Source organism: Bradyrhizobium genomosp. III, assembly GCF_000261705.1.
GTDB classification, from domain to species: Bacteria; Pseudomonadota; Alphaproteobacteria; order Rhizobiales; family Xanthobacteraceae; genus Bradyrhizobium; species Bradyrhizobium ottawaense.
This window is the reverse complement of the sequence record NZ_AJQF01000283.1, coordinates 1-14,254: the sequence shown is the minus strand read 5'-3', so window position 1 is coordinate 14,254 and position 14,254 is coordinate 1. Positions and strand designations below refer to the sequence as shown.

The 14,254-nt window shown below is 62.5% G+C and carries 22 protein-coding genes; 14 read left to right on the top strand and 8 right to left on the bottom strand.

The features are described from left to right. Positions 1–92 precede the first annotated feature (92 nt). The 3 genes from IC66_RS0124055 to IC66_RS0124045 all read left to right on the top strand — a co-directional run bounded on the left by IC66_RS0124055 (position 93) and on the right by IC66_RS0124045 (position 2,439). Positions 93–1,472: a carbohydrate porin gene (locus IC66_RS0124055; protein ID WP_049806620.1), complete on the top strand. Its 1,380-nt coding sequence runs from the start codon at positions 93–95 to the stop codon at positions 1,470–1,472. A gap of 133 nt (positions 1,473–1,605) precedes the next feature. After that, positions 1,606–1,944, top strand: coding sequence for a DUF1236 domain-containing protein (locus tag IC66_RS0124050; protein ID WP_038949331.1), 339 nt, complete (start codon positions 1,606–1,608; stop codon positions 1,942–1,944). An 84-nt stretch (positions 1,945–2,028) separates the two neighbouring features. Further along, on the top strand, positions 2,029–2,439 hold the full coding sequence (locus tag IC66_RS0124045; protein ID WP_049806619.1) for a hypothetical protein: 411 nt from the start codon (positions 2,029–2,031) through the stop codon (positions 2,437–2,439). 78 nt (positions 2,440–2,517) lie between these two features. Here the strand turns inward: IC66_RS0124045 and IC66_RS0124040 are convergent, their stop codons facing one another. Further along, the gene (locus tag IC66_RS0124040) at positions 2,518–2,937 is read right to left on the bottom strand and encodes a hypothetical protein (protein WP_038949329.1); all 420 of its coding nucleotides are present in this window, start codon (positions 2,935–2,937) and stop codon (positions 2,518–2,520) included. 274 nt (positions 2,938–3,211) lie between these two features. Here IC66_RS0124040 and IC66_RS0124035 point away from each other — a divergent pair, with 274 nt between their 5' ends. From IC66_RS0124035 to IC66_RS0124015, 4 genes are all read left to right on the top strand, one after another. Further along, a complete protein-coding gene (locus IC66_RS0124035; protein WP_038949328.1) occupies positions 3,212–3,412 on the top strand; it encodes a hypothetical protein in 201 nt (66 codons plus the stop codon). 11 nt (positions 3,413–3,423) lie between these two features. Next, complete coding sequence (locus IC66_RS0124030) at positions 3,424–3,831, top strand: hypothetical protein (protein ID WP_038949327.1); 408 nt, start codon at positions 3,424–3,426, stop codon at positions 3,829–3,831. A 447-nt stretch (positions 3,832–4,278) separates the two neighbouring features. Then, complete coding sequence (locus tag IC66_RS0124020) at positions 4,279–5,319, top strand: glycosyltransferase family 4 protein (protein ID WP_038949325.1); 1,041 nt, start codon at positions 4,279–4,281, stop codon at positions 5,317–5,319. Positions 5,320–5,439: 120 nt separating this feature from the next. Continuing rightward, the gene (locus IC66_RS0124015) at positions 5,440–5,952 is read left to right on the top strand and encodes a PRC-barrel domain-containing protein (RefSeq protein WP_038949324.1); all 513 of its coding nucleotides are present in this window, start codon (positions 5,440–5,442) and stop codon (positions 5,950–5,952) included. Between the two features lie 267 nt (positions 5,953–6,219). Here the strand turns inward: IC66_RS0124015 and IC66_RS0124010 are convergent, their stop codons facing one another. Next, complete coding sequence (locus IC66_RS0124010; protein WP_038949323.1) at positions 6,220–6,447, bottom strand: hypothetical protein; 228 nt, start codon at positions 6,445–6,447, stop codon at positions 6,220–6,222. A 206-nt stretch (positions 6,448–6,653) separates the two neighbouring features. On the opposite strand from IC66_RS0124010, the gene IC66_RS0124005 reads away from it, so the two are divergent. From IC66_RS0124005 to IC66_RS47790, 3 genes are all read left to right on the top strand, one after another. Then, on the top strand, positions 6,654–7,751 hold the full coding sequence (locus IC66_RS0124005; RefSeq protein ID WP_038949322.1) for a DUF1236 domain-containing protein: 1,098 nt from the start codon (positions 6,654–6,656) through the stop codon (positions 7,749–7,751). A 23-nt stretch (positions 7,752–7,774) separates the two neighbouring features. Beyond that, positions 7,775–8,092 (top strand): hypothetical protein, encoded by a 318-nt coding sequence (locus IC66_RS0124000; RefSeq protein ID WP_038949321.1) that lies wholly within the window; start codon positions 7,775–7,777, stop codon positions 8,090–8,092. 61 nt (positions 8,093–8,153) lie between these two features. Further along, positions 8,154–8,324, top strand: a complete 171-nt coding sequence (locus IC66_RS47790; RefSeq protein ID WP_193375315.1) for a hypothetical protein — start codon at positions 8,154–8,156, stop codon at positions 8,322–8,324. A 217-nt stretch (positions 8,325–8,541) separates the two neighbouring features. Here the strand turns inward: IC66_RS47790 and IC66_RS0123990 are convergent, their stop codons facing one another. Further along, on the bottom strand, positions 8,542–8,907 hold the full coding sequence (locus IC66_RS0123990) for a response regulator (protein ID WP_038949320.1): 366 nt from the start codon (positions 8,905–8,907) through the stop codon (positions 8,542–8,544). 230 nt (positions 8,908–9,137) lie between these two features. Between IC66_RS0123990 and IC66_RS0123985 the strand changes: the two genes are divergently transcribed. The 4 genes from IC66_RS0123985 (at position 9,138) to IC66_RS0123975 (ending at position 11,090) form a co-directional block, all read left to right on the top strand. Continuing rightward, positions 9,138–9,494, top strand: coding sequence for a sensor histidine kinase (locus IC66_RS0123985; protein WP_244429155.1), 357 nt, complete (start codon positions 9,138–9,140; stop codon positions 9,492–9,494). Continuing rightward, on the top strand, positions 9,491–9,952 hold the full coding sequence (locus tag IC66_RS48435) for a sensor histidine kinase (RefSeq protein WP_244429154.1): 462 nt from the start codon (positions 9,491–9,493) through the stop codon (positions 9,950–9,952). Before IC66_RS0123985 ends, IC66_RS48435 begins: the two co-directional genes overlap by 4 nt. A 394-nt stretch (positions 9,953–10,346) precedes the next feature. After that, a complete protein-coding gene (locus tag IC66_RS0123980; protein ID WP_038949319.1) occupies positions 10,347–10,799 on the top strand; it encodes a YidB family protein in 453 nt (150 codons plus the stop codon). 87 nt (positions 10,800–10,886) lie between these two features. Beyond that, complete coding sequence (locus IC66_RS0123975) at positions 10,887–11,090, top strand: GlsB/YeaQ/YmgE family stress response membrane protein (protein WP_049806618.1); 204 nt, start codon at positions 10,887–10,889, stop codon at positions 11,088–11,090. A gap of 83 nt (positions 11,091–11,173) precedes the next feature. Here the strand turns inward: IC66_RS0123975 and IC66_RS0123970 are convergent, their stop codons facing one another. From IC66_RS0123970 to IC66_RS47995, 5 genes are all read right to left on the bottom strand, one after another. Next, positions 11,174–11,911, bottom strand: a complete 738-nt coding sequence (locus IC66_RS0123970; RefSeq protein WP_038949317.1) for a hypothetical protein — start codon at positions 11,909–11,911, stop codon at positions 11,174–11,176. Next, positions 11,908–12,324: a phage holin family protein gene (locus IC66_RS0123965; RefSeq protein ID WP_038949316.1), complete on the bottom strand. Its 417-nt coding sequence runs from the start codon at positions 12,322–12,324 to the stop codon at positions 11,908–11,910. Before IC66_RS0123965 ends, IC66_RS0123970 begins: the two co-directional genes overlap by 4 nt. Next, complete coding sequence (locus IC66_RS0123960; protein ID WP_038949314.1) at positions 12,321–13,001, bottom strand: hypothetical protein; 681 nt, start codon at positions 12,999–13,001, stop codon at positions 12,321–12,323. The genes IC66_RS0123965 and IC66_RS0123960 overlap by 4 nt, the downstream gene beginning before the upstream one ends. A 12-nt stretch (positions 13,002–13,013) precedes the next feature. Beyond that, positions 13,014–13,973: a DUF3618 domain-containing protein gene (locus tag IC66_RS0123955; RefSeq protein WP_038949313.1), complete on the bottom strand. Its 960-nt coding sequence runs from the start codon at positions 13,971–13,973 to the stop codon at positions 13,014–13,016. After that, a partial coding sequence (locus tag IC66_RS47995) for a hypothetical protein (RefSeq protein ID WP_210161483.1) occupies positions 13,970–14,254 on the bottom strand: 285 nt, incomplete at its 5' end. The genes IC66_RS0123955 and IC66_RS47995, both read right to left, overlap by 4 nt.

Genomic DNA, 14,254 nt, shown 5'->3' with positions numbered 1-14,254 from the left:
GCATTTTTGACCACCAGACCAAGTCGGCATGGACTGCAAAGTTGTAACCACGTCCAAAACCTGCATCATGCTGTCATGGTTGGATGGGTCACATGCGTCGTCTGTTGATTTTGCTTGGGGCATCACTGCTTTGTGGCGTCGCACTCGCTCAAGAGGACAAGAAGACCGACGACCTCAAGCCCGCCGATCCTGATACCGGCGAAAGTACCGTGCAGGAGACGACGCTGGGATTGCTGCCCAATCCCTTCGAGAGACAGGGCGTCAAGTTTGCGGTCACTTACATCGGCGAAGTTCTGGGCAACCCGTCCGGAGGCGCAAAACAGAGTGCCGTGTACGAGGATCGCATTAACTTCGCTTTTGATGCCGACCTCGAGAAGCTGGTCGGGCTTAAGCAGGTCACCTTCCACGCGAACGTCTTTCAGATCGACGGCGGCGGACTGTCCCGAGGTTCGTTGTTCAATTTCATGGATGTCAGCGGAATCGAAGCGCTGCCGACGACCCGTCTCTATGAGGCCTGGTTCGAAAAGAAATGGGGCGAGAAGATCGCGCTCAGGGCGGGACAGCTTGCCGCCGATACGGAATTCATGACGTCGAAGTACACCGACGTCTTCACGAACGCCTCTCTCGGTTGGCCGGCCGGTCTGTCGCTCAATCTCCCGAGCGGCGGTCCTTCGCCGCCGCTTGCCGCCATGGGAGCACGCCTGCGTGCCGACTTGAGCGACAATCTCTCGGTGCTGGGCGCCGTATTCGACGGCAATGCGGCTGGCCCGGGCTTCAACGACCCGCAGCTACGCAATCGCTACGGCGTCAATTTCCGCGTGAATGATCCGCCTCTCGTTCTCTACGAAGCGCAATTGCAATGGAACGCGAAGAAGGGTGATCCCGGCCTCGACGGCAAGCTCAAGCTTGGCGGCTGGCGCCATTTCGGCAGCTTCACGGACCTGCGCTTCGATACGACAGGCCTTTCGCTGGCGGATCCAGCGAGTTCGGGAACGCCTGCCGGCATCGCAGGCGACTACGGCCTCTACGCCGTGTTCGAACAGAAGCTCTTTCGCGTCGGCCGCGACGACGATCGCGGCATCGGCGTATTCGCTCGCGGGTCCTATGGACCGTCCGATCGCAATCTGATCGATATCTACGCCGACGGTGGCCTCGAGTTCATCGGGCTGTCCGACGCGCGTCCCCACGACAAGTTCGGCATCGCGGCTGCTTACGCCCATGTGTCGCGTTGCGCGCAGGCACTTGATCGGGACTTCCAATCGGCCTCCGGGCTGCGATGGCCGCTGCGGACTTCAGAAGAGCTCCTGACGGCCGTCTACCAGTACGAAGTTCAAGCCGGTCTGACGATTCAGCCGAATGTCCAGTTCATCCGCCGTCCCGGTGGAGGCGCCACGGATCCCCTCGGGACATCGGCCGGGAGGCATCTCAAGAATGCGACCGTCGTCGGATTGCGGTCGGTCATCAAGTTCTGATTTCACCATGGCTCTATCCGCACGGCTCGCGCCATCATTTCGGGAAAAATAAGCAATCATCCTGCCGTTTTCCCGGAACCTTGCCATCATTCCCGGGTTCTCGGATGCCGCATATGGCGGCGAGGAGAACAACATGAACAAGCTTCTATTGACGACCGCGCTGGCGGCGCTGATCTCGACGAGCGCGATGGCGCAGTCGACCGTCGTCACCACCACCGGCACTGGTCATGCGGCCGCCGTGCAGATCGAGCCGGAATACCGCACCAAGATCCGCACCTACGTTACCGAGCATAAGGTTCGTCCGGTGCAGCAGAAGATCGTGGTCGGCCAGCCTGTGCCGCGTGAAGTCGAGCTCGAGGCGGTGCCTGCCGACTGGGGTCCTTCGCTTACCAAGTACCGCTATGTCTACTCGGGCGAGCGCGTAATGCTGGTCGATCCGTCGACCCGCACGGTCGTCCAGGAGATCGACTGAGTTTCCCGGCGGGTCGCTGATCGCAGCGGCCCGCCACCCATCCGGCCCGGCCGATCCCCTGATTTCATTTGCGAGCGGCCGTACATGCCGATTCTGCGCTATTTCGTCTTCGTCGGCGGGTTCTTGCTGGCGCTGCTTTTCGCTGCGGATCGGTACCTGCCCGCACCGGTCGAAGCCGCCGCCCTGGCCGACCCCGACAGGACCATCATCCGCATAAAATCGGCGAGGAGCATCCCGGAGAAGATTGTCTTCGACACCAGCCAGCGGGCCGAAGCGCCGATTCTCGCGCAGGCCGACCCGGTCCCGGAAGAGCCGCTGCGAGAAGCCATGGCCGCCGTGCCCGCAGCACCCTCCGGCGAGACCCGAAAGGAAGCGCCGGCCCGCGCTGCGGCGGTCCTCACACATCCGAAGCGATCGGCAAAGCTGCAGAAGCGAACATCAGACAAGCGTCTCGCCTTCGAGCGGACTGATCCGTTTGCCGGCAGATGGTGGTGAGCGGAAGCGTGACTGGGGTTAAGGAAAAAGGCCGCTCCCTCGGGGTGCGGCCTTCGTCGCTTTCACGTGCGCCCGCACTCACCAGTGGCGGTGGTGCCGATGCCAGTGATGACGAACGACCGGATAGGACCCACGATAGTAGGCGTAGGCAGGGCGAACGACGCGGCGATAGCGATGACCGTAGGACACCGGCGCAGTGTAGTAGGTCGTGGTGTAGCCGCCGCCCCAACGATAGGGCTCGTCGTATCCGTAGTCGTAGGCGTAGGGACCGCCATAGTAGCCAGCCCCATAGTAGCCAGGGCCCCCGTAGTAGCCATAACCCGGTCCCCACCCATATGCCGAAGAGGCGAGGCCGCCGATCACGGCACCCGCGACGAGGCCGCCAGCGATGCCCGGGCCCCAGCCGCCTCGCCAGTGAGCTTCGGCAGGGGCCGTGGTGGCTACCGAGGCGAGACCAAGGGCGCCGACCATCAGCGCCGACATTGCAATCTTCTTCATTGAGCATCCTTTCAAGTTGTTCGTGCGCCCCACCGACAACGGGAAAAAATGGCAATGGTTTCGCTCGCCCGGCGGCGAGCCGACATCGGCGCCTGGGCAGCTTCGCTCGAGAGGATCGAGCTTGGACCACAACAGCAAGTCCCGGTTGGGTTCTCTTCATGTTGCGTCGCGGAAGCTCTCGACGGCCTTTCGCTTGATGTGACCGCGTTAACTTTGTTGAGTTCACCGTACAGCGTTTCCGAGTAGACTAACTCTTCTCGCGTTGGGGGTTCCCATGTTCGATCCGGCCACGACCGCGCTCTTGCGCGCCGTCTTCGACGAGGTCTGCGAGGACGTCTCGCGCCACGAAACCGCGGCACGCACCCATGTTGCCTCGAGAATGCTGGAAGCGGCCACCGACGGCGACACCTCGCCCGAGAGGCTGAAGCAGGTCGGACGCGAGGCACTCCACGACGCGCCGACGACGGGACGATAGGAGAAGGCGGGGTGAACTTCCAGGTCACCGTGCTCAAGATCCTGGTGAGCTATCCCGATGGATTCGCCGTCATGGCGGACCTCAAACGCGACATGGCGATCCTGGCGACGAGCGGGCGTGACTGGGCGGACCGCACCAAGCGCTTGGCCGCTCGCGTGCCGGAGCTCGACATCTTCTCGCAAGGACTGGTCGAGCGTCTGAATGGCGGATGGCGAATAACGGAGAAGGGCCGATCCGTGCTCGAGCTCATGGAAGCCAAGCCTGCCGAGCCGAGGACAGAGAGCCCGGCGCCCGCCGTTGATCCGCCGGCTTCAAGTCCAGCGGCGTCCCCACCTCTCGCCGCCAGGCGCTCTGGCCGAAGCCAGCGGCTGCAGCGCCGTCGTGCGGCACGTGAGCGGGCCCGCGCAAAAGCTTGCTGAACGCGCGCTTGTCCGGTTCGCGAGGGTAACCGGGAAAAACTGGAAACTTTTGCTGACCCTGACGAGTTGCCAGCGATCGGATCGGTCGCCGGGAGCATGCAGATGGTCGACGAAGTCGTCTTGAAAAATGCCACGGAGACCGCCTGGACGGCGTATCGGGCACGGCACCCCGACGTCGACGCTCATGATGGCCGACGCTGCCTTATGGAGCGCTACCTGCATCGGAGATGGGAAGCGCGACAGAGCGACACCGAAGACCTCGCGACCTTCGGAATAGCCTACTACCTACACCGGCTCCCCAAAGACGAATGTTGACGTGCATGAAAATACTTGTCGCGCGCGTTGCCAACGGAAGCACACGGCCCAGTTGGACGCTGCTCGCGATTTCCTTTCTCATTTCCGCAGTCCTTGTGGTTGGCTTGCGCAGCGCATTCGGGGCCTAGCTCGATGCGGATCGCCCAGCTTGCCCCTTTGGCCGAGAGCGTTCCTCCGAAGCTGTACGGCGGCACCGAACGGGTGATCGCCTGGCTGGTGGACGAACTGATCGATCTCGGTCACGACGTCACCCTGTTCGCGAGCGGAGATTCCAGCACAAAAGCCAAGCTCCACCCCGTATGGCCGCGCGCGCTGCGCCTGGGGCGGCGGGGCGCCGATCCGAACGCCGCCTGCGCGCTGCTCATCGAGGCGATAGCCGAGCGCGCGCGCGACTTCGACGTCATCCACTCCCATATCGACTGGTTGCCGCTGCCGGTCCTGAGACGCACGGGAGTGCCGTTTCTGACGACCATGCACGGACGCCTCGACCTTCCCGGCCTGGCGGACGTGATCGGCGCTTTTCCGGAGGCCCCCTTCGTCTCCATCTCCGACAACCAGCGCCGTCCGCTTCCGGATGCGAACTGGATCGCGACGATCCCCCATGGGCTTCCCAAGGACCAGTTTCGACCGTCGTTCGAAAGCGGTTCGTATCTTGCGTTTCTCGGACGGCTCACGGCGGAAAAGGGGCCCGAAGATGCGATACGCATCGCACGCGCCGTCGGGATGCCGCTGCGGATTGCGGCTAAGATACCCCGGGCGGAGACGGCGTATTTCAAAAAGAAGCTGGAGCCGGAGATAGACGGCAAGGAGATCAAGCTCGTCGGCGAGGTGGACGAAGCCCGCAAGGAGCCTTTCCTCGCGGGGGCTGCCGCGCTCCTGTTTCCGATCGATTGGCCGGAGCCGTTCGGTCTCGTCATGATCGAAGCGATGGCTTGCGGTACGCCTGTGATCGCGTACCGCTCCGGATCGGTGCCGGAAGTGGTCGAGGACGGCGTCACCGGCTTCATAGTCAATGGCGAGGAGCAGGCGATCGAGGCGGTCGGGAAAGCGGGCCTGCTGGATCGGAGTAGGATCCGCGCCCGTTTCGAAGAGCGATTTGCAGCCGACCGTATGGCCCGCCGCTACGAAGAAAGCTATCGCGAGCTGGTCGCTCGCGGAGGCTGTCTCGCCTGAGGCGCATCCGAGCGCGCAGGATCGAAGAGATCGTCGCACGTTCCGATCTGGGAACAAGCGGCAATCATACGCGTTGGGGCGGGCATCCGAACGGGTGCGTCACCTGGAGGAGAAAATTCGATGAAAAGCTTTCTTGCCGTCGCTCTGCTGAGCACTGCCGTGATCGGCGGCGCCGCGTTCGCGCAATCCGCTCAGCCGGCCGACCGCGCCGCGCCGGCGGCCACCGCACAACCCGCCGACAAGATGATGCTGAAGGACAATTGGCGCGCTTCGAAGCTCATGGGCCTGAACGTCTATAACGAGGCCAACGAGAAGCTGGGCGACATCAACGAACTGCTGGTCGACAAGAGCGGCAAGATCAATGCTGTGGTGATCGGTATCGGCGGTTTCCTCGGGATGGGCGAGCACGACATCGCGGTCTCGATGGACAAGCTGAAATTCGTCGAAGAGCCGGTTCGGACCAGCTCGACCGGCAACTCGACCACTACGCGCGAGACGACGACCACCGGCGCGGCTTCGACTAGCACGACAAACCGCAACACGAACGATTGGGTCCCGGACCACGCGGTGATGAGCGGCAACAAGGAGCAGCTGAAGGCGCTGCCGCAGTTCAAGTATTCGGACTACAACTGAGGGACCAAGCATTCTCGGATTGAGGGGCCCCCATCGGAGGCCCCTTTTTCTTTGAGGTTCGATCACGCCCGCCAAACAGAAACGGCCCGTCCGGGGAGACGGACGGGCCGTTGGTGCGAAAGCTAGTAGTTTAGTGCATATGAACCAGGAAATAGCCGACGCCGCCAACAACGAGAACGGCGGGAACGGCCCAAAGAATCAAAACGGGCATTTTCTCCTCCAATTGCTGTCAGTAGTTCGCGGGCCTGTCGGCCCGCGAATGGTCGCTTACTGCTCGGTGCAGACCTTGGTGGTCTTGACAGCCGACTCGGCCTCGACCTTGGTCTTGTAGACGCCATTGCCGACAACCGTGGTGGTGGTCGTGGTCGGCTTGCTGTCGACAACAGTGCACTTCTTGGTGGTCGCATCGCGCACGATGTAGAACTCGGCGGCGCTGGCGGCCTGGGTGCCGAGGGCGAAAGCGGCGAGCGCGCCGCACACGATCAGCTTCTTCATGATGTCCTCCTCAGTGTTCGCAGGTAGTCACTGCCAACGGAGATTCTTCGTCGAAGTTCCGGTTGTTCCCGCCCCACTAACCCGTCGTGCCATTTCGCTACAGCACGAATTATCCGGCCTGCGGAAGAAATTGCCGAATTTTCCCGAAACGGAACCGAGACCGGCCCTTCGGGTTAACCGACGTCTGCTTTTAGGAGGTTTCAGAGATGAACAAGCGTTTATTCTTGGCAACGACCGCTGCCGTCGCCATCGCGACTTCGGCATTCGCGCAATCATCTCCGAGCACGTCGAGCTCCACTCCGTCCGCAACGCAGCAAAAGGACTCCACGGCGACGCCGTCCTCTCCGACGTCGACACCCTCGAATTCATCGGGCTCGGCTCAGACCACTCCCTCGAGCAACTCGGCTCAGAGCCAGTCGCCATCATCGACCAACCAGACCGCTGGTAGCCCGCCGTCCAATTCCGGGTCAGGCACCAACACCACCCAGGCGCCCGCCTCGGGCAACTCGACGAACCAGGCGCAGACCAATCAGCCGACGAACCAGTCCACGACGCCGTCCAACCAGGCGCAGACCAACTCGCCGTCTAGCACGACGCAGAGCGCCAATCCGCCGGCTTCCGGCACTAACCAGGCGCAGTCGCCCCCGGGTAGCGGCTCGACCAAAACCGCGCAGCAGCCGAACAATCAGCAGAACACGGCGGATCGTTCGTCGAACACCAACGTGAATGCGTCGGTGAACATCAACGACCAGCAGCGGACCCGCATCAGCACGTCAATCTCGCACCTGAACGTGCAGCCTCTCACCAACGTGAACTTCTCCCTGTCGGTGGGCACCGTCGTCCCGCGCGACGTCCGGCTGCAGCCGCTGCCGGCCGAGGTCGTCGAGATCGTGCCGCAGTATCGGGGCTACAACTTCGTCCTGGTGAAGGATGAGATCGTGATCATCGAACCATCGACCTACAAGATCGTGACCGTCCTGCCGTACTCGGGCCGTTCGACCGCGTCGGCGCCGGCGCGCACCGAGCAGCGCAAGGTGACGTTCAGCGACCGCGATCGCGAGGTCGCCCGCAAGCACGCGAAGGCGCGCCCGGTCGAGCGCGAGAAGCGGGTGACCACCGGCAGCTCGGTCCGGACCGAGCTCCGGACCGGCGAGCGCGTGCCGGAAGGCGTGGAGATCGAGGCGTTCCCTGAAGAGGTCTATCGGGATGCTCCGACCCTTCGCGAGTACCGGTACATCAACCGGGACAGCCGCACCTACATCGTCGAACCCCATGAGCGTCGCGTCATCGAAGAGATCGATTGATCTCGCAACGGAGGAGAAGAACCATGAAGACTATCGTGTTGGGAGCGCTCACGGCGACCCTGATGGCGGCGTCGGCGAATGCCGCCCCGCTCGCACCTGCGGCCATCGCATCGGCCGAGCTTGGCGGCACCGAGCAGGTCCGGCTCGTCTGTGACGAGTACGGTCGCTGCTACCGGACCCGCGGCCCGCGCTACGTCCAGCGCTACTACGGCGGGGACGACGGGTATGTGGTCCGCCGGAGCTACGGCTACTACGGCGGTCCCGGCTACTACGATCGCGGCTACGGCTACTACGGCGGCGGGCCGAGCATCGGTTTCAGCTTCGGCACCCGAAGCTGGTGAACTACGAAAGGGCCGCTCTCGAGCGGCCCTTTCTCGGTCGATTTCCTGTGGGGATGATGAGATGTCGGCTGTTGCGAAGCTCCTAGCTCAGAAAGAGCAATTGCTCGCTCGTCTCGAGACCGATCCGGGTCCGAACGAGCGGGCCGAGATCCAGGCGGTGCTTTCGAAAATCGAGACGGCGCTGAAGCTGCTCGGCGCCCAGGATTCCGCCGCTCCCGCGGCCGGCGAATAGTCTCGAGCGATTTCTCTAGAGCTTTTCTGAAAGACCCGTACAGAGAAGGCCCCAGCTCTGGGGGCTAGGGGGCTATGAGCTGGGGCCAGTACGGGGTTCGCCCCTGGGGCAGGGGCATTGGGAAAACTTGGCACTGGAGCCTTCGTTCCTGCGTGAAGGAAGTTTGAACCTTCCGCGTCCAACCCCGCTGAAATTCCGAAGGTCCGCCGGTTGATCGCTAACCCGGCGGCGCACCCCTCACTCGGTCGAATTCCTTGACCACCCGCACGATCTCGTCCGGGTGGAAGGGCTTTCTCACGATACGGCTGCCTTGGACCGGGCGAGGCGGGACCGGCGAGAAGCCGGTCGCGTAGACGACCGGCAAATTCGGGTACTGCTCCCGACAGCGTTCCGCGATCTGCCACCCGTCGACCTGTCCGGGTAGCCTCACGTCGGTGATCAGCACATCCGCGACGCGGCGGTCGCACCAAGCGAGCGCTTCCTCTCCCGTGCTCGCATGGATCACGTGATAGCCGGCCTCGCGCAGGGCATCGACGACGAATTCGCGGATCAGAGGATCGTCTTCGACGAGAAGTACGCTCACTGGTGGCTCTTGTGGATTTAGTGTCTCACATTCGAACGGCGCAACGTTGCGGTCGTTCCCGGCTCTGATGCAGCTTGCGAGAGAGCTGGTCCCGTGGCCTGGAGCCGACGCGCCGTAGTGAGGAACGGGCATGCGTGGCTGGCGGTTCTCGGTCCATGAACAGGCTCTTCCCTCTCGTCCTGGAGCATGGGCTTCCGACAGTAGCCAGGTACGCCATTTCGACGTGCATCATGCTGGGCTGCGCCGTCCTGCAGATGGCACTGCAGATGCAGACGGGTTCGCCGGGATATTTCCTGCTGCTTCCCGGTGTGTTTCTCTCGGGCCTGGTCTTCGACCGCGGCTCTGGAATTTTCGCAGTCATCATCGCGGTCGCCGTCGGTGCCTACGTCGGCTATGCCGGCAACAACGGCATGGACTACTTGGCGACTAACGCTCTCTTCGCCATCACCGCAGCCGGAACGGCCGCCGTCGCCGAATTCCAACGCTCCGAGCTGGGGCGGGTGGTTTTGGCGGACAAGACGAAGGCCCTGCTGCTGCAGGAGATGGCTCACCGGACGAAGAACAACCTCGCATCCTTGGCGGTATGATTAGGCTGGAGGCGAGACATGGCGGTTCGGAAGTCGCGGCCGCGCTGGAGGCCACCGCGCGTCGCCTGCAGGTGATGGCGGAGGCCTACGACCATCTCTCGCCAAAGCGGGATTCGAGCTCCGTGAACATGCGCTTCTTTTTGAACAACGTCGTGGAGAAGGTCTTCCAGTCTTTGGCGCCTCCCGGGCCGATTGCATTTCAGGTGGTCTGCGAGGACATCGACCTGGCCAGCAGCCATGCGCTCGCGATCGGCATGATCACGAACGAGCTTGTCACGAACTCGCTGAAGTACGCTTTTCCCGGCGACAGGCCCGGCCACATTGCGGTCTCGTTCGCTGCCCGAGGGGGCAGAGCCCGGCGGATTGGGGTCACGCATCGTCCAGTTGCTCGCCCAGCAGCTGGAACGGCCAAACCGCAACCGTCGAAGGAAGTTCACCAGTGGAGAGAGGACGAATGATAGAAGAACCGCGACAGTGATCGGTACAAGCACTTCCCTTGCGAAATAGAGCGCAGCTACGATGACGACGCCAATCTGCAGCGATAAGATGGTCGAGGCCGGACTGGCGGCGGCTGGGACATTTTCATCTTCCCAGGACGAGGAGCGATCCGCATTAGACATGGCGGCCCTATAAGGCAAGCGCCCCGAAAGCGGCGCGGCGCTAAGCCGAACCCGCCGTTCTTCTAAACGTTCCGACTGCGCAGTCATCGTTTGGGATACGCAGCGGGTGATGGCCAGAAGCGAGGCGCGCCGAGTGCCAAGGGAGCCCGCGTCCATCGTCCTGTCTGCCGGGCGTTAGGAACTCAGCTGTCTTCCCCGAGTTCGAGTGTTTAACCTGTTGAGGAGTCCTAAGATGAGCCGCGGAATGCCCTCCATGACCGCACTTCTCGGAATGCTGGCGATCGCCGGGTATCAAAATCGAGACAAGCTCGCGGAATTGCTTAGAGGGCCGGGCGCCGGATCGCTGGAGCCAGCCAACCCCCAGCAGCCGCTCGGCGGCCTTCTCGGAAATCTTACAGGTATGTTGAGCGGCGCAGGCGTTGGGGGCCTGCTGCAAGGAGGAATTGGCGAACTCCTGGAGAAATTCAACCAGAACGGCCATGGAGACACGGCCAAGTCTTGGGTCAGTTCTGGGCCGAACAAGGAAATCTCGCCTCCGCAGCTCCGGGAAGCAATCGGGCCCGACGTCTTGGACAAGCTCGAGAAGGAGACCGGGCTCTCTCAAGAAGAAATTCTCGCAAGGTTATCGCGTGAGCTGCCCCAGGCGATCGACAAGTATACGCCTGAGGGGCGTCTACCAGCCTAATAGCAGTTGAACGGGTCGTTTATTCGAAGGAGAATTATTTGGACGATCATCATCGGCTTTATCGCAGGCGTGATCGCAAAATTTATCATGCCGGGTGACAACGAACCATCAGGGTTCATTCTCACCACCATTCTCGGCATTGTCGGCGCCTTCGTTGCAACCTATCTCGGCCAAGCTCTTGGCTGGTACCGTCCAGGAGAGGGTGCCGGACTCGTTGGTGCCGTGGTCGGCGCCATCATCGTGCTCTTTGTGTATGGCCTCTTCGCCGGCCGACAAAGGCGCGCGATTTGAAGAGCATCAATTCAGGCTTTTTGCTGAGCGACCATCTCGGATCGCAGGAGCGCGCGGTCGCCATCGGGCTCCTGCGATATCACTTATGAAGGGGACTTCACCTCCGCACGCGCAGCGGCGGCAACATCAGAGCCAGTTTGCTTGAGGCGGTCCACAAGTTCGGCACCGGTGTCGCTTATCTCCGCGACGACGGTGTCCGAAGCTTCCCTCAGAGCTTGCGAGACGGCACCGGCGCGTCGATTCAAATCCGCCTTCACATCGTCGCTGACGTCGCCGACGTACTTGTTCTCGATATCGGACGCGCGAAACGAGCCTGCAACCGCTGCACCGATCGCGATACCCACGACCCCGAGAACGAGAGGTTGCCGCTCGAGCACATCCGTAAGTGACGATTTCGCGCTGTTGACGGTCGGTCTGTCGGGAAACGAACTGCCGAGTTTGTTGAATTGCTCCCGTGCAAAGGCGACTCCCTCGTCGAAGCGGTCGCGCACGCTGTCGGCAGCTCCCGCCATCGCATCGGAAGCGGCAGCGGTCGCGCCCTGAAACGTGTCTCCGGCGCCCATCGACCCGTGGTCGTCCATCTCAGGTGCGGTCGGAGGCGCCACGGTCTGCTTGACCGCGGATGCCGCCGACCTGAGACCACTCGTCCCAGCATCGGCGGCGGATGCAACGGCCTCCGTCGCCGATCGCGCCGCACTCTTCAGCCTCTGGTCGCCCGCGAGCAACCAGAGCGCTCCGCCTCCGATCAGCGCGGCGGCGAGCGGGTTTTCCCGGGCGGCGGTCACCAAACTGTCTATAAAGCTGCTCTTTGCGCTGCTCATCGCACCATCCCCTTCACCGTATCCTTATCCTTTTCGAGCTGGCTGATCGTTTCCCGAGGGGTCAGCTGACGCGCATCGAGCCGGTTGACGCCGATAGCAACCAGTACGGCGGCGATGACCCCCGCAATTACTGCCGAGGTCAGATAGGAGACAGCCGGCGACCATCCGGCCGAGATCAACGCGGCGGACAAGGCGAACAGCACCATGATGATCGCCGGGATCACCAGAACGGCGCCACCTACAATCAGGCCTAACGCCCCACCGATCTTCTGAAGCTTCTCGCCGAGCTCCGCCTTTGCCAGGTCCATTTCATTCTGGAAGAGCTTGGCGAACTGCGACAGGGCGTCGCCGAGCAGCGTCGAGACAGCCCTGAATTCGCCCTGGCTGGTTTTGATATTGCGCTCGATGCTCATGGTACGTTGCTGCCCTGTGCCGACGAGGTTTGTTTCGTATCAGAACTACGCTGCATAGAGCCCTGAGACCAGGTTTGTTGTCCCGCCGAGAACGAACCGCCCGGCCTCTGACCGTGTTGCGACGACGAAGATCTCTCTGTCGTGTCGCGCTGCTGAGAGGATGACGAGCGCTCGCCCGATGCCTTGAGGAAGCGGACGGCCGCGAACCCTGCCAGCACCGATATCCCGAGAAAGGCGGCGGGCTGACGCTTGGCAAAATCGGTCGCACCCTGGAGGAGATCTCTGAAGCTCCCTTCCCGGATCTTCTGCGCAGCGTCCTCGACATAGTCGGCGGCGGAATCGATCCCCCGGGCCGCGAAAGGCACGTCTGCCTCAAACGCGCGGCCGGCTTCGCGAATGTTGCCCGCCAGGCGCTCGATGAATTCGGCGCCGGACCGCTGCTGCTCGCGGGCCTGGCTCTGGATCTGGTCAACGGCCCCGTCTGCGACGCCCTTCGCTGCATCCGCGGCCTCGCCGAACTTATCCTGTGCAAGACCGGCCGATGCCTGGAAAGCATCGCCGGCGCGCTGCTTCATCTCCGCTCCGACCTCACCAAGCTGTTCTTTCAAGTCCTTCGCGGCGCCCTTGTCCTGGTTCTTTCCGAATTGGGTGACGTTGTGTGGGTCCAAATCGCTCATGATGGTATTCCTTCAAGTGTTGGTTTGAGAGGGGCTAAAGGCAGCTTTGACCACGTCTTCGGCTGCCTCCTTCAATGTGTCCGCCATGTTCCGCGTCATACGGCTGGTATGGCTGCCAAGATCGGCTTCGGCGACCTTTTGCGTCGCAGCGTCGGCTGCGGATGTAGCCGCATCTTTCGCCGCCCCGAATCCGGATTGCGCTGCAGCGGCCGCAGCCTGCTTCACTCCGTCGCTTGCCCGGCCCATCACCTTGGCTTCAGCCTTGGTCTCAGGAAGAGCGGCAGCAATGATGGCGCCGATCGCGATGCCCAAGCCCCCAATCAGGGCGGCATTGTCGCCGATGGTCTGTCGGGCCTGCTCAGGCGCGTTCGCAGCGGCATCCTTGGCGGCGTCCATGCCGCTCTTCAGCTTTTCACTTGCGAAGCTGGCAGCCTGCGCTGCGCTCGCCCGCAGGTCAGAGGCGAGACCAGCGGCCTTGTCCTGCACGTCAGCAGCCATCCCGGCGGCTCGGCTTTGGGCGGACGACAGCGTCTCCTTAGCGTCACCCTGTACGGCTCGGGCGCCCTCCGTCACGTCCCCAAGCATGTGTTCCGCTTTGTCCATGACCGGGCCGGTGACGTCTGCAGCGCGATCCCGCACCGTCTTCGACGTCAGGGCCAGTCCGGCGCCGATCATGAGAAGTGGCAGCGGCGTGCCTCGCACCAAGCGGAGCAGCGGGATACCGATTGCGCCGCCCGCAGCCACTGCGCGCATCGGATTGTCCATGATCTGTTGCTTGAGCCCGTCAACCCAACTCTGGGTCTTATGGCTGACGTATTCGGTAACTTCGGACTTGATGTGCTGCGGCGAGATCTTGTGGCGAATGTCATCGGCGGTGTCCGATATCTGCTCCCTCAATCGCCCCACCGTCGCGGCCAGCTCCGCGCGGCTGCGCTCGGACTCGCGTCTCAACTCCTCCACGGATCGTGTCATCGGGTTACCTCTTCATATCTCTTGAATTTGTTTTCTTGAATTTGAGAATCGAACTCACCCTTTCTTGAATCGTTCCTCGCATCGCTTGGCAGCCTGCCTGGCGACAAAACGGTTTTGCTTAAGGGAAGGGGAGTGCTCAGCGATAGCGGTAAAGCTGCTTGCCGGATATCCGCGGAGAAGACGCCGGCGTAAGAAGACGCTGTCGCGAGGAACGTCAGGGCCAGAGAACGCTTCGCCGTCTGGCCCACGAAATAAAAAGGGCCGCGATTGAGCGGCCCTGG

Excerpts from the sequence above, each read along its gene's own strand:
- IC66_RS0124000 (WP_038949321.1), top strand. The coding sequence starts at position 7,775 with ATGAAGACTATCGTGTTGGGAGCGCTCACGGCGACCCTGATGGCGGCG.
- IC66_RS0124055 (WP_049806620.1), top strand. The coding sequence starts at position 93 with ATGCGTCGTCTGTTGATTTTGCTTGGGGCATCACTGCTTTGTGGCGTC.
- IC66_RS48435 (WP_244429154.1), top strand. The coding sequence starts at position 9,491 with ATGATTAGGCTGGAGGCGAGACATGGCGGTTCGGAAGTCGCGGCCGCG.
- IC66_RS0124005 (WP_038949322.1), top strand. The coding sequence starts at position 6,654 with ATGAACAAGCGTTTATTCTTGGCAACGACCGCTGCCGTCGCCATCGCG.
- IC66_RS0123975 (WP_049806618.1), top strand. The coding sequence starts at position 10,887 with ATGCCGGGTGACAACGAACCATCAGGGTTCATTCTCACCACCATTCTC.
- IC66_RS0124020 (WP_038949325.1), top strand. The coding sequence starts at position 4,279 with ATGCGGATCGCCCAGCTTGCCCCTTTGGCCGAGAGCGTTCCTCCGAAG.
- IC66_RS0124015 (WP_038949324.1), top strand. The coding sequence starts at position 5,440 with ATGAAAAGCTTTCTTGCCGTCGCTCTGCTGAGCACTGCCGTGATCGGC.
- IC66_RS0123955 (WP_038949313.1), bottom strand. The coding sequence starts at position 13,973 with ATGACACGATCCGTGGAGGAGTTGAGACGCGAGTCCGAGCGCAGCCGC.
- IC66_RS0123960 (WP_038949314.1), bottom strand. The coding sequence starts at position 13,001 with ATGAGCGATTTGGACCCACACAACGTCACCCAATTCGGAAAGAACCAG.
- IC66_RS0124045 (WP_049806619.1), top strand. The coding sequence starts at position 2,029 with ATGCCGATTCTGCGCTATTTCGTCTTCGTCGGCGGGTTCTTGCTGGCG.
- IC66_RS0124010 (WP_038949323.1), bottom strand. The coding sequence starts at position 6,447 with ATGAAGAAGCTGATCGTGTGCGGCGCGCTCGCCGCTTTCGCCCTCGGC.
- IC66_RS0123970 (WP_038949317.1), bottom strand. The coding sequence starts at position 11,911 with ATGAGCAGCGCAAAGAGCAGCTTTATAGACAGTTTGGTGACCGCCGCC.
- IC66_RS0124050 (WP_038949331.1), top strand. The coding sequence starts at position 1,606 with ATGAACAAGCTTCTATTGACGACCGCGCTGGCGGCGCTGATCTCGACG.
- IC66_RS0123965 (WP_038949316.1), bottom strand. The coding sequence starts at position 12,324 with ATGAGCATCGAGCGCAATATCAAAACCAGCCAGGGCGAATTCAGGGCT.
- IC66_RS0123985 (WP_244429155.1), top strand. The coding sequence starts at position 9,138 with ATGCTGGGCTGCGCCGTCCTGCAGATGGCACTGCAGATGCAGACGGGT.
- IC66_RS0124040 (WP_038949329.1), bottom strand. The coding sequence starts at position 2,937 with ATGAAGAAGATTGCAATGTCGGCGCTGATGGTCGGCGCCCTTGGTCTC.
- IC66_RS47790 (WP_193375315.1), top strand. The coding sequence starts at position 8,154 with ATGTCGGCTGTTGCGAAGCTCCTAGCTCAGAAAGAGCAATTGCTCGCT.
- IC66_RS0124035 (WP_038949328.1), top strand. The coding sequence starts at position 3,212 with ATGTTCGATCCGGCCACGACCGCGCTCTTGCGCGCCGTCTTCGACGAG.
- IC66_RS0123980 (WP_038949319.1), top strand. The coding sequence starts at position 10,347 with ATGAGCCGCGGAATGCCCTCCATGACCGCACTTCTCGGAATGCTGGCG.